The sequence below is a fragment of the Acidithrix ferrooxidans genome, from assembly GCF_000949295.1.
Classification (GTDB): domain Bacteria; phylum Actinomycetota; class Acidimicrobiia; order Acidimicrobiales; family Acidimicrobiaceae; genus Acidithrix; species Acidithrix ferrooxidans.
In genome coordinates this window covers 1-12,057 of sequence record NZ_JXYS01000115.1, presented here as the reverse complement: position 1 = coordinate 12,057, position 12,057 = coordinate 1, and the positions used below count along the sequence as shown (strand labels likewise).

13 protein-coding genes are annotated in these 12,057 nt (G+C 45.4%); 8 read left to right on the top strand and 5 right to left on the bottom strand.

Annotation, left to right across the window (positions count from 1 at the left end):
- On the bottom strand, positions 1 to 383 hold a 383-nt coding region (locus tag AXFE_RS16050), incomplete at its 3' end, for a hypothetical protein (RefSeq protein ID WP_152626167.1).
- Between the two features lie 1,222 nt (positions 384 to 1,605).
- Positions 1,606 to 2,046, bottom strand: coding sequence for an SRPBCC family protein (locus AXFE_RS16045; protein ID WP_052606950.1), 441 nt, complete (start codon positions 2,044 to 2,046; stop codon positions 1,606 to 1,608).
- Positions 2,047 to 2,582: 536 nt separating this feature from the next.
- Between AXFE_RS16045 and AXFE_RS16040 the strand changes: the two genes are divergently transcribed.
- Together AXFE_RS16040 and AXFE_RS16035 are read left to right on the top strand one after the other, a co-directional pair.
- A complete protein-coding gene (locus AXFE_RS16040; RefSeq protein ID WP_052606949.1) occupies positions 2,583 to 2,984 on the top strand; it encodes a hypothetical protein in 402 nt (133 codons plus the stop codon).
- Positions 2,985 to 3,037: 53 nt separating this feature from the next.
- Positions 3,038 to 3,745: a hypothetical protein gene (locus AXFE_RS16035; RefSeq protein WP_152626165.1), complete on the top strand. Its 708-nt coding sequence runs from the start codon at positions 3,038 to 3,040 to the stop codon at positions 3,743 to 3,745.
- Between the two features lie 578 nt (positions 3,746 to 4,323).
- Here AXFE_RS16035 and AXFE_RS16030 read toward each other — a convergent pair.
- Positions 4,324 to 5,238 (bottom strand): serine hydrolase domain-containing protein, encoded by a 915-nt coding sequence (locus AXFE_RS16030; protein WP_052606947.1) that lies wholly within the window; start codon positions 5,236 to 5,238, stop codon positions 4,324 to 4,326.
- Between the two features lie 353 nt (positions 5,239 to 5,591).
- Between AXFE_RS16030 and AXFE_RS16025 the strand changes: the two genes are divergently transcribed.
- From AXFE_RS16025 to AXFE_RS16000, 6 genes are all read left to right on the top strand, one after another.
- A complete protein-coding gene (locus AXFE_RS16025; protein WP_052606946.1) occupies positions 5,592 to 6,407 on the top strand; it encodes a DDE-type integrase/transposase/recombinase in 816 nt (271 codons plus the stop codon).
- 146 nt (positions 6,408 to 6,553) lie between these two features.
- Positions 6,554 to 6,916, top strand: coding sequence for a hypothetical protein (locus AXFE_RS16020; RefSeq protein WP_052606945.1), 363 nt, complete (start codon positions 6,554 to 6,556; stop codon positions 6,914 to 6,916).
- A gap of 166 nt (positions 6,917 to 7,082) precedes the next feature.
- Positions 7,083 to 7,493 (top strand): hypothetical protein, encoded by a 411-nt coding sequence (locus AXFE_RS16015; protein WP_052606944.1) that lies wholly within the window; start codon positions 7,083 to 7,085, stop codon positions 7,491 to 7,493.
- Between the two features lie 244 nt (positions 7,494 to 7,737).
- Positions 7,738 to 10,110, top strand: a complete 2,373-nt coding sequence (locus tag AXFE_RS16010) for a putative bifunctional diguanylate cyclase/phosphodiesterase (protein WP_052606943.1) — start codon at positions 7,738 to 7,740, stop codon at positions 10,108 to 10,110.
- A 2-nt stretch (positions 10,111 to 10,112) separates the two neighbouring features.
- Entirely contained in the window at positions 10,113 to 10,577 is a 465-nt protein-coding gene (locus tag AXFE_RS16005; protein ID WP_052606942.1) for a DUF4383 domain-containing protein, read from the top strand.
- 208 nt (positions 10,578 to 10,785) lie between these two features.
- On the top strand, positions 10,786 to 10,971 hold the full coding sequence (locus tag AXFE_RS16000; protein WP_152626164.1) for a hypothetical protein: 186 nt from the start codon (positions 10,786 to 10,788) through the stop codon (positions 10,969 to 10,971).
- A 222-nt stretch (positions 10,972 to 11,193) separates the two neighbouring features.
- Here AXFE_RS16000 and AXFE_RS15995 read toward each other — a convergent pair whose 3' ends face one another.
- A complete protein-coding gene (locus tag AXFE_RS15995) occupies positions 11,194 to 11,859 on the bottom strand; it encodes a BREX system ATP-binding domain-containing protein (protein WP_235347886.1) in 666 nt (221 codons plus the stop codon).
- A partial coding sequence (locus tag AXFE_RS20875; protein WP_235347884.1) for a hypothetical protein occupies positions 11,807 to 12,057 on the bottom strand: 251 nt, incomplete at its 5' end. The genes AXFE_RS20875 and AXFE_RS15995, both read right to left, overlap by 53 nt.

Sequence of the window (12,057 nt, the reverse complement as noted above, 5' to 3'; positions counted from 1 at the left end):
ATTGCTCCGGCTGAACCATAAAAGGCTGCATCTCCATAGGTGAAGATTCCACCGTCGCTTGCGACCAACCAATAGCCTTTTCCATCTGGAGTAGCTGCCATTCCAACTATTGGCTTATTGAGTGGTATTGCTCCGGCTGAACCATAAAAGGCTGCATCTCCATAGGTGAAGATTCCACCGTCGCTTGCGACCAATGAGTAGCCACCAGCGACTGACACAGGGGATGAACTTAGCTTACTAGAGACCAGTCTCTGTCCCATAGGAGGATAGACAATCCCCATGGCACCGACGAACAGCGCCACGACAAAGAAGATTCTACCCACAAAAAGCGCTAAAACACGAGAAGTCAATCTCGACGGGACATTAATTCGATACAACTTCACTTGCCTAAACTCCCCACAAACCCAAAAACGTGCTCAAAAAACTAATCTTTCCTTAGCATTATGTTGAAACACCACAAAGAATATCGACTAGAACGAGCGCGGGGTTCAATCTACATTGACATAAATGCTCGCGTTATCGCAATGTCCAGAGCGGGGATCAATTACTCATACGCAAAACAATAGCTTTCCCCGCATATAAGTCCCACGCTAAGGGAGCGATTCTTACATTTTCAAGAATACCACTTTAAAAACACCATCTAAAAATGAAGCGTAGACTCATATAGCTCAGTTGCGCCTCGCGCATTAAAGCAGTACATCCTTCTCAAGTTCGTAAGTTTTATCCCTAGTGAGATTGGAAAACTCCAAGCTGCTAGTGCTTGGAGGCTCCTAATTAATTGATCCGCTACCTATGTGAGCCCTGTATCCATAATGTAAATATAAAGAAATTGACATGCATTCCAAAAGACCTTCCCGATTGACCCAATAGTAATCAAGCATTGTTCCTGAAGAAGATCGCCGATTAGGACAAATAACTCGGCTAAGACTTTGCTTATGCCACAACCCTAAGTTACCCGTTTAGCAAAAGCACCACCGCACTTCGATCTTCAAGAATACGATTTTCAAGAATTCTTGCACATCGGTACGAATAGCTAACGGCAATAAAAGAAGCCGACCTAAAGCCAACAGTGGGTTCCGGAACGGTTGGCACATCTGCTCAGTTTCAGACCGATGGTACCTTGGTACCACCAAAATGATAAAGCTCACCAGACCAATCCAAAAATCACTTTCTCTTTATACCGTAGAATGGGGATCCATCACTAGCAAAAGCCAAGCAGACAAATTCTCTCTGTTCCGAGATGAAGAGTTCCGAGATGAAGAGTTCCGAGATGAAGAGTTCCGAGATGAAGATAAGGATTAACCCGAAACCAATTGACCAAAGATAGAATATCCATGCAAAGACAGCTAAAGAAAAACCCGATCAAAAAGCCTCCATGCCCTAACAATCATGGCTAGTTGACAAGCAAACCAGTTTATTTAAATATGCATGAGCAACTATAAAACTACAAGATTTAAGCTAATATTCTATCATATTGCGAATCATAATATCAATAGAAACCGACAATTTCAAGCTACATTTCTGTTCATATCCAAATGCTCTCATTATAACTACGTGGTCAAATCAAACCTACATGGTCCAAATGTTGACACTCATTTAGAATTATTAGCTCTCTAAAATTCGCTTGAGATTATCTAGATCTTTCTGAAAAACGATCCGTAAAAGCGGCTTCATCACCCATTGCAATCCAAACCAACTTAAGTAATTGGGAAGAGTGAGATATTCATTCCAGGTAAAAAGTGTCTTCCCTATGCCGTAGTCGCGAAGTTCAAATCTGCCCAAGCCTTTGACTCTTCCTCCATGTGAAATCTCAATCAAGCTACCATCTTGCCATTGCGTCACCAACATAGTGTCCTTGGTTCTTAGGGGACCAAGGCGAGTGTGACAGACAAACTCAAGGCCGACGCCCTCCTGAGCGATGGAAGTTATCTCGATTCGCTCGGCATCTACCATCCATTTTGTATGCGTCCTCACGTCACGGATTGATGAAAAAACATCCTCAGGCACACGAGAAATAATTACTGCACTTCGTATATGAACACTCACTCGGTAAATCCTAGTTGAATCAAAGATCATACGACGATAGAAAAAGATCTGCTAGGCAAGCGAAGATCAAATATTAACTCGAAAAAAAATAAATAAGATATGCTAAAGGTTTGGATCTAGATATTTTAATTTACCCCAGGGACCAAATTCGCACCATCACAATGAGCGCGAAGGCATCAATTACTATCCATATCTACCATCTATCTTGATATAAATATCATCAAAATTCAATCACGTAAAGAGAGACGAGAGCCAGCGGTCTTTGACCTGGGGCCCGATAGCCTCATTCCAAACCACAACATCAAAAACTAGGGTCCATGGTCGTGTAGCTTTCCCCAAGATTAATCTCTAGGACAGAATCCAAAAAATAACCCAAAATATTCACCAAACAAGCACTCCGACAACGGCGCCCCAAAGATAATCAAACAATGTAGGGATCCCTAACCATTCATTGATCCAATCATCACAATTCGATAACACAATCCCTCGAGAATCTAAAGCACTGATCTAAAGCACTGGAAAAGAAAGGAGTAAGAATGAAAAAGAAACCGATCAGATTTTTAGCGACCTTTGGCGTATTAACGGGTTGCGTGCTAGCTGGATGCGGCACTTCAAGTGCGGTCCTAAATCCGGCCGGTTCGGCTCAGGCGGCAAAGACAACGGGAGTTACTACTTCAATCGTTACCCACAATGCAATCGCTCAAAACAGTGGCAATCAGCCAAAACCAACCACAAATCCAATATCGCTGACAAATCTTTCGAATCGACCACAAAGCCTAACACCAACGAGCACTTTAGCGACAAACAATACCTTGGCGGGTACATCCCAGGGCACCCTCCAAAATAATATCCAATCAATCGACGCCCAACTTGCAAAATTGAATGCCGACATCACCTCTGCGAATTCAGATATAAACAACTCAGGATCGGGAAATTAATGAGACCTAAAATAGCAATTCTGTTATCGACCTTAGCGACAACGAGCACAATTATGTTCATGCCAGGAGTAGCCAGCGCAACCTCTTCTAGCGCGGGAACAACAACAAGCAGCAGCTCAGCAATCAATCCTTCGCCAACTACCAATAGTGCACAAAACTTCACATCGGCTCAGTCAGCCTTGGAAACACAGATTCAGGATCGCATTTCCAAGCTTGAAGGACTCAGTTCGAAGATTGCCAGTTCAACGACACTTACTCCTACAGATCGTACGACGCTTAGCGCCTTAGTCGGCAGTAGTTCAACCGGAGATCTAGGCACACTCAACGCGACGCTGACCAAAGTGCAATCGGACACCACAATGGCAGAACTAAAAGCTGATCGCACTGCAGTGATTCCAGATCTTCGCGTCTATGTAGTTGTGGCTCCAGTGGTAAACATCACAGTTACCGCCGATAAAATCACTTATATCAATAGCCTCATCACTTCAATTGAACCTAACGTATCAACCGTGGTGACCGACAATGGGAACTCCGCCACAGACACCACTGCCTACAACCAGATTCAGACCAATGTGACAGCGATAACTTCTAGCATAACGAACATTGATTCCGAACTTGGCTCCCTGACGCCCTCGGCCTTCAACGCCAATCCAACGGGGATCCATAGCCAAGTACTTTCGATGTGGCAAAGCGTAAAGAACGATTGGGCTACATTAAAACAAGATCACCAAGATATCAAAACAATAACAGGAATCGCTTAGTTTACTAAGCCCAGTTGAGTAAAAGGTTGATTTTTGCATCTGCTCAACTTCAGCCTAACTAGTCCCAAGATAAAACAAAAGGTGACTCGTCGATTTGACTCACGAGTCACCTTTTGGATTAAGGAAATCAGCTCTTCGAAAACTGCCCAAACAAATAGCTATCGCTAAATTCAATATGCCACCAAGGGCCAACTCTGGCTATCTTAGAATAAAAAAATAAGAAAACTTTGTCCGCCTAAATCAATGCCACATCGCCTAAGAACGGTTGAAGTTCCAACTTCACCAGGAAGGTCTTTCGGATTCAATCTCGAAGTGTAGCTTATCTAAGCGACAAGCCACGATGTAGCTTTTGATAGTTCAACCCTCCAAAGGAGTAGATAGCTCTTTTGCTTCCGGTATCTGGACTAAGATCAATTCCATAACCCGATAGTTCCATCTATTGTCTTTGCATCGCAGTTCCGCCCAATTAGATATGATCTATCATCAAAGACACTAGATCAGCTACCGGAAATTGAAGAGGTCATCCAAAAAACGCCCTAGTTACCACTGCGACTAAAGGCTCTTTTCCGCACCTCTTACTATCGCAGTGATTGAATGATCGCCTTGGATAGCGCTGGCCATTGCACCTTCGCAAATGAATCAAACGGCCGATCAGTCAGCAGTCCAACACAAAGCGATAGACTCGGGTCACACCACAAAAAGGTCCCACTCGCACCAAAATGACCATAGGTCGAGGTCGAGGTCAGCGAGCCACTCCAATGGGGAGACTTTTCACCCTTGACTTCAAAGCCATAGCCCCAGGAGTTATCGTCAAAATAACCATAGCCAGGAAGGATTCCTCCAAGGCCTGGTTGGCTAGCGCTAGAGGCAAAGTCACGACTCCTTAGGCTCACAAGAGTTGGATTCATAACTTCATAGGCAAATAAACTGAGATCGACCACAGATGATACAAAACCAGCAGCAGCCCCCGAACGACCGGCACTTGGAAAGACCGACGAGGAGATCGAAGTATTGCTCAGCGACAGGGGTGCCAGTACTGCCTCATGAACATAATCCTGAAAACCAAAACCCGATAGATACGTCAATATACGTGCCAGAAGCTCAAAGCCGATATTTGAATAGATACGCCTCGATGCAAGCGGCCGCTCAAATGCGATAGAAGCACGTCCCTGCGATAGCACCGAATCTACAATTTCATCCGAAACCACACCGCCACTATCAAACCGGAGCCCACTTCGGTGACTTAGCAAGTCGCCAATGGTAAAATCCAACCCCTCAAAGCGGGTAGACGAAGAGGCCAAGCCTTCCTCAAGAGCAACCAGCCAAGCGTAAGTAGAGAACATCTTGCTCAGCGACGCCAATCGAAAGCTACCGCCAACGTCTCCGAAATACTCTATGGAATGAGCCTGGTCCGGACCCAACGCATCAATTACAAAGCCTCCAAAACCAACGCTATCCCACGTAGAAGTTATCGAACCGATCTTTTCTAGCAACTGCATAACCTATAAAACTAGTTGCCCTTGGTAAAATCTGCAAAAGCTCAACCTGTCAACCGCGTCTAGGAAAACCCTCCGAAAGACCCCTGCCCTAGAAGTGGCAGCTGACCCTAGCTCAAACGGGAAAACAACCTGATCAGATTACAATAGAAACCCACCAACACCCATGGTCTAGCTTGTAGCTCTTATTTAGGCAAGTATTCGGAGTCGTCAACTATGTAGCTCACGGACTGACTTTTCGTTTATCTTTGGACCACCTCGCCGAAATCTTTGGACCACCTGATTCTTTATCTGATTAACTTGCTTTGGCGTCCCAAAAAATGTGGACGCCAAAGGAGGAATGAACATAAATGGCTTCAAAGAAATGGAAGGTGGATATGAAAGATATCCGTAATTTATTGGCACTTGTAGCCAAGGGTAGTTACAGCAATAGAGAGATAGCAACATCGCTTGGTATCTCACACCAAAGCGTAAGTCGACATCTCGATAGGCTCGCCAAAGCAGGCGTTAGTACCCAAGAGGCATGCGACCTTGACGATGAGGCACTCTCTGCTATCTGCTATCCAAATAGTCCGGGTCCAAAATCCAATGGAAAAGTAATGCCGAATTTGGATGCAATACTCACAGAGCTAGCCAAGCCGAATCCACCAACTCGTAAAGTACTTTTTGACGAGTATTGTGAGCAATTTCCCGATGAGCACTATGGATATTCGCAATTTGCCGAATTTATCCGTCAAGCCAAAAAAGACCGTAGTCTCACGATGCACTTAGAGCATGTACCAGGGGATCAGCTATTGATTGACTTCGCTGGGGATAAGGTGGGAATCTACTCATCGCCAGGTGCTAGTGATCCCGACTACCAAGCCTCTATTTTTGTTGCTACTCTTGCCTTTTCAGGCAAGACATTTATTTGGGCTACCAGATATCAAGATGTATCTTGTGTGATAGATGCAACCGAAAGGGCTCTCTACTTCTTTGGCGGTGTTGTAGGTCGATTAGTCCCAGACAATATGGCTGCAGCGGTAACTACCGCCAAAGGTCCTAAGACTGCGCTGAAGCTAAATAATTCTTTCAAGGAATTTGCCAACCATCTTGGTACTTTAATAGCTCCGACCAGGGTTCGCAGGCCAAAAGATTATCCCGAAGTTTTAGTTATCCCGAATTAATTGCACAAGTCCTGTTCAGGGTGTCAAGGGTAGATAAATCTTCGGGATAACCAAAAAATGAAACCCCAAGTGCATTTACCCAAATCATAACATCATCCATACTTATGACACCGGCAACAACGCCGGTTCGAGCTATGGAGAACCAGATGGTAGAACAGCTTTCACTTGAGGAATTGATCGTTTGTACGAGAAAAGCGATTGCTCCCCTTAACCACAGCAAGTCAACGCTGTGGCAGTACAACTACGGCTGGGAAGAACTGCGCTTTTATTTTATTGCCCATGGCTACGGCTCATTTTCGATTGACCTGGCAGGTCGTTATGTTGATGAGGCCAGGGAAAAGTACGAAAAGGGTGCGTTGAAGATGTGGAAATTCAAGCTATTTCGTCATACTCAGGCAATGCACTTGTACCAAGCAGGGATGCCAACTATCTTGACACTCACCACACCGGAGCGGAATGCAAATCTATCCAAGGAGAGATCCATTGCCTTGGCGGAACGGAGAGAATAACCTCCCAACCAACCAGCTTCACGAAGGCGTTTTCTCATCTCTGCTATAAAAAGGGCTCTCCGGCCCAAAAATGAGTGAGCTTCTCGGCAAACTCTTCGTCACCCTGAAAACTCTCAAATAGCCGCAGTGACGCACTAAGGCGCTGGTCTAGCTTGCACTCAGGCTGATGGAGCCAAGAATACGATCGACTGTAAGGATCGACTGCAAGGATCGACAGACTGCTCCCGGTTCCAAATTCATCCCAGGTCTGGTCGATACCGATTGCATTGGCTATGTCGAGAATTCTGATATAGGGGTGACTCTCTATCAGGATTATTTTTCGCTTATGGCTTGTGAAAGGGGAGTTACCTGCCAGATTACGAATGTCCTCGACGGAGGGCTACTGTCTGGCTTATGGCCCGTCAGTATTGAAAACCCAACGACGCAATGGCGCGTAATCGCATACCGTAGAAGCGTTTTCGGTATGGCAAAAAACACCAAGGGTGAAATCCCAAATTATGGCAAACAGAAACATGAGTTTTCAGATCGAATGGCCCTCGCTATTGCCCAAGTGAAAGCTGATGGAGTCAGGCCTTAAGTTTCTAGCAAGACCGGGGCATTGCATATTTAAAGACCTTGGAGCTGACCTTTTAATAAATTAATCCGCGAATAAAGTACTCGATATCGTCTAAATCAATAAGTCACCTAAACCAATAATAGGAATCACCGTACCAAATGTCGCTTTATCGAACGCCACACACCCAACTAACGATGGTGGCGCCGCACTCCCCTTTTAATTAACTAGGTCAAGGGCGTCTTTGGTTGGGTCGAAGCATACTGTTATGGTTCGACCCAAGTCAAATCGCGAAAAACTTCGTGAAAATGCGAAAAAGTTCGTATCTATATTTTTGGTCATCAACCTTGCAATTGGCATGGCGATAAGTGTCATCACCCTCTATTCCAACGTTTCTGCCTCCAACTCCAAGGTGTCAAAGGCCTATTATCTCTGGGCGCTCTCCGAGCAAGAGAATTCATTGCTTTTCGGTGCAACTTCGTCGGGTTCACTTTCGACCTCAGCCCAAAGGACATTTCGCTCAATCGATGGTCAATGGAGCTTCGATCTTGCCCAGCTTACGAAGGACAATTTTATGAATAGCAAGGTTCTTTTAGAGGCGCGAGCACTTCACCTTGCGAATATGAAACTTATGACGCTGCTTGGGAGAAAAAATACCTCTCTCGCTCAATCGGTTATTACCACGAAATCCAATCATGACTTAAAAATTCTTCGAAATGCAATTTCCCGAGCAATAAAGCAACAAGAAGCAGTGGCAGCCAGCTTAAAGTTAACAGCCGACTCGGAGACCCTTGTTTTTACCGTCCTTGCGTCAATACTTGCATTGATGCTCTTCTTTAAAATTACAAACACGAAGATTGCAGGTGCGATGCGAGCGAGTCTAGAGCGAGAGGCCGCTCAGACTCGTTATCGAACTTTAATCAATCAGTCCTCGGATCTTCTGATTGTTTTAGACGCACGTTCAACCATAAAATTTGTCGCACCATCCTGGATAAAAAACTTTGGCCATATTGAAGATGATGCCCTTGGATATGATTTTCTTACATTCGTGCATGCCGATGATTGTCTGCGTTTACTGAGCTACCTTGATCTATCGGTGGAGGGTTCAACGGCAGAAGTTGTCTTTCAGATGCTCCATGGGGACGGTTCTTATCGACATATCTCCGCGTTCATCTCAAATTACCTTGATTTGCCAGAAATTGGGGGCATTGTTATTAACGGTCGCGATATTACCGAAAAAAAGGCGCTTGAAGAGCAGCTCATACGAAATACCCTGTATGATCCACTCACTGGTTTACCTAATCGAATCTTACTCAACGAGCGACTCAAAGTAGAGATGCGCAACGAATCAGGATTGATGCCGGCGATATTATTTATCGACCTTGATGATTTTAAGACTATCAACGATTCTTTTGGGCGCGAGGTGGGGGATCAGTTGCTGGTTGGCGTGGCCGATCGAGTCTCTCAATGCATTGGAAAGCACAGGACGCTAGCTCATTTAGCGGGAGACGAATTTGGTGTGCTTTTGAAGCAAAGCGATGATTTAGAACAGATTGCTCGCAACATTATCGATGAGTTCTCGCATCCATTCTTGCTTTCGACCGGAGAGGTGAATATCCGCGCGAGCATAGGTGGAGCACGAGCAACTAGCCGGGAGAACACGGTCGAGGACCTCCTGCGAGATGCCGACGTCGCCATGTACGTAGCCAAAAGAGGCGGGAAAGCATCATTTTCCCTTTTCGACCCCTCGATGCATGCCTCAGTTCGCGATCGTCTGACACTAAAAGGCGATATTCAAGGAGCGATTGATCGTGATGAGTTTGTAGTAATGTATCAGCCCGTGATTGATATGACAACTAACCTTACCGCAGGCGTGGAGGCTTTGGTGCGTTGGCTTCACCCCCAGCGAGGGCTAATTGCGCCAGGGGCATTTATACCTATCGCCGAAGAGAGTCATGCTATCGTCGACATAGATCGAGTCGTCCTGAAAAAAGCAGCCTATCAAGTTGCGAAATGGAATAGACAACGATCCGGTGAAAAACTATCACTGAATGTCAATCTTTCAGTGGTGGAATTACACGAGAAAGATGTCGTGGAGGCCATTGCTAGCGTGTTGAGCGAAAGCAATCTAGACCCCAAGTTATTGATTCTTGAGATAACCGAATCGGTATTCATGGACAACCCCAAGACCCTCATCGGCAAGATCAATCAGATTAAAGCACTGGGGATTCGAATTGCAATTGACGACTTCGGCACTGGATATTCTTCGCTTAGTTTTTTGGAAGAGTTGCCTATTGACGTGCTTAAGATCGATAAATCATTTACAGATCGTTTAGCAAACGGTGATGCATCGATCACCCTCAAGGCGATAGTTCAATTGGGTCGAGCTCTGGGGTTGAAGCTCGTTGTTGAAGGAATAGAAGAGGCCTTCCAGGTAAAAACCTTGATAGATCTCGGCTGTATCTTTGGTCAAGGATTTCATTTTGCACCTCCACAGACTGGTGATGACTTCGAGGCAAAGTTTCTAAATACAAAGGTAGCTACGCCACGATCGAATAGTTCTCGCAGCCGATTTCGCCCCGATAACAGCAAATCACCGTCCGAAGTAACTCTATCTAGCATTGTTGAAGAGAGGGATTGAAAATGAAAGAGATTTTTAAAGAGATAAGCGGCTCTACCTCCCAAATTTTCGCTGTGGGTGTTGGTCTGTTATACCTCATAATTGGCATTGGGGGATTGGCTTTCGTAGGAGTTCAGAGCTTTCCGCTTTTGCCCCATGGAACGTTCATCATCTTTGGCATGAATCCCTTGCATTGCATAATTCATCTAGTTGTTGGCATCGTATGGTTAGTTGCATCAATTAGATTTGCATGGTCAAAACGGGTCAATATCATCCTAGGTATTGTCTTTGGCACTTTGACCTTACTCGGACTCTTCAATCTTCTTGGCTTTTTAGGAGTTAACGGAATAGGCAATCCTGATAATTTCCTTCATTTGATGACGGGTGCATTCTCTCTGTATTTCGGAACTACGGCAAGTGAAGGTGCAAAACCGATTATGAAGAATCACCGCAGTTCTAACAGCAGTTCAAGCCCATGGGTGCAATAGTGGACTTCAGAGATGTGCCGAGCGTTTCGTTTTGATCATCGCCATATTAGATTCGCCTTAGAGGGCTATCGTATTGCGTAAATTCAGTCTCTATCGAGCCTAGAATCAACGTAGTTATCACTGAAAAAGATAGCCCATAAAAGCGCAAAATGGATATCTTGGCCTTGTAATGATCTTTGCCTTAAAATCACAAGTTGAAGATCGTTCGATGCAAATATCAATGGCCCTAAAGAACCACAGAGCACACCTATTACTCCCGACTGAAAAGTTTTCGAAGGAGTTGAGATCCCTCGGTTCAGACATCTACCCTAGGGGAATCAAGATGGTTGTTATTCTTGATAAAGATGGTCAGCTACCACTCGTCTCTCCGACTCAGAACTGGAAGAGTATCTGACCTAACTCAATCGTTTAATCACGTCTTTCGCGCCGCTTCGAAAGCCGCCCTATAGCTCATACCTCATGTCATATTTACCATAGGAGTTGGAGCTGCCCCCCAAAAAAAGGCAATCTCGAAGAGCCCAAACCCATCAATTGTCGGACGTTTCAGTGTGAGTGCTATCAGCTGGTATTGGGTTTACGACTTCTTTCATTTGCAGCACACGGGGAAAGACTCTAGCTAAGTGCTCTCAAGCAAATCGAACAATTGTGTCAAATCACCGTCTTCCCCATAGTCAATCTCAACCTTGGTTACGGTAGTCTGCGGTATGAAGGTAGGGTCAAGACGGATCAAATCCCACTCATTGATCCACGCTCGCACATACTGACGCATTCTATTTGAGCCCAACCTCTCTAGCCCACCCACATGTGGTGGGTCCCAGTTATAGGCAGCGCCGTGAATTCTTCGAATTGCCTCATAGGTTACGTTCAATTCATTATCATTTGGAGACTGAAGCTCTGATTGACGACTGCCCAATATCTTCATCCCAGCTATAGCGTCGATTGAAAGCATTGCCTCTTCGAGTCGGTCTTTGGCAGCTAAGCGTTGGGGAATCTTGTTATAGTCACCCTTACCGATTAGGACTTCTCCTTCAAAGTCGTCCACACTGGTTAGAACCGAGATAATTGGCGAAGGTGGGTATTTCTTAGAACCCTCCACCCAGCGACGAATCTCCGCATAGGACTTTGCCCGTTGCATCAGGGAGTAACGTCCGATCAATTCAACTTCGTCGATCAAAAGCACCCATCCAGAAAAACCCGCCGCATGAATCAAGCGGGATACAAATGCAAATCTATCCAAGGAGAGATCCATTGCCTTGGTGGAACGAAGAGAATAACCTCCCAACCAACCAGCTTCGCGAAGGCGTTTTCTCATCTCTGCTATAGAAAAGGGCTCTCCGGCCCAAAATCTGAGTAAGCTTCTCGGCAAACTCCTCATCACCCTGAAAGCTCTCAAATAGCCGCAGTGACGCACTAAGGCGCTGGTCTAGCTTACACTCGGGCTGATGGAGCCAAGAATAGAGCGCGGCATATCGAGGTGAAT

Coding starts and splice junctions, on each gene's coding strand:
- AXFE_RS16040 (WP_052606949.1), top strand. CDS start 2,583: ATGAAAAAGAAACCGATCAGATTTTTAGCGACCTTTGGCGTATTAACG.
- AXFE_RS16035 (WP_152626165.1), top strand. CDS start 3,038: ATGTTCATGCCAGGAGTAGCCAGCGCAACCTCTTCTAGCGCGGGAACA.
- AXFE_RS16025 (WP_052606946.1), top strand. CDS start 5,592: ATGGCTTCAAAGAAATGGAAGGTGGATATGAAAGATATCCGTAATTTA.
- AXFE_RS16020 (WP_052606945.1), top strand. CDS start 6,554: ATGGTAGAACAGCTTTCACTTGAGGAATTGATCGTTTGTACGAGAAAA.
- AXFE_RS16015 (WP_052606944.1), top strand. CDS start 7,083: ATGGAGCCAAGAATACGATCGACTGTAAGGATCGACTGCAAGGATCGA.
- AXFE_RS16010 (WP_052606943.1), top strand. CDS start 7,738: ATGGTTCGACCCAAGTCAAATCGCGAAAAACTTCGTGAAAATGCGAAA.
- AXFE_RS16005 (WP_052606942.1), top strand. CDS start 10,113: ATGAAAGAGATTTTTAAAGAGATAAGCGGCTCTACCTCCCAAATTTTC.
- AXFE_RS16000 (WP_152626164.1), top strand. CDS start 10,786: ATGCAAATATCAATGGCCCTAAAGAACCACAGAGCACACCTATTACTC.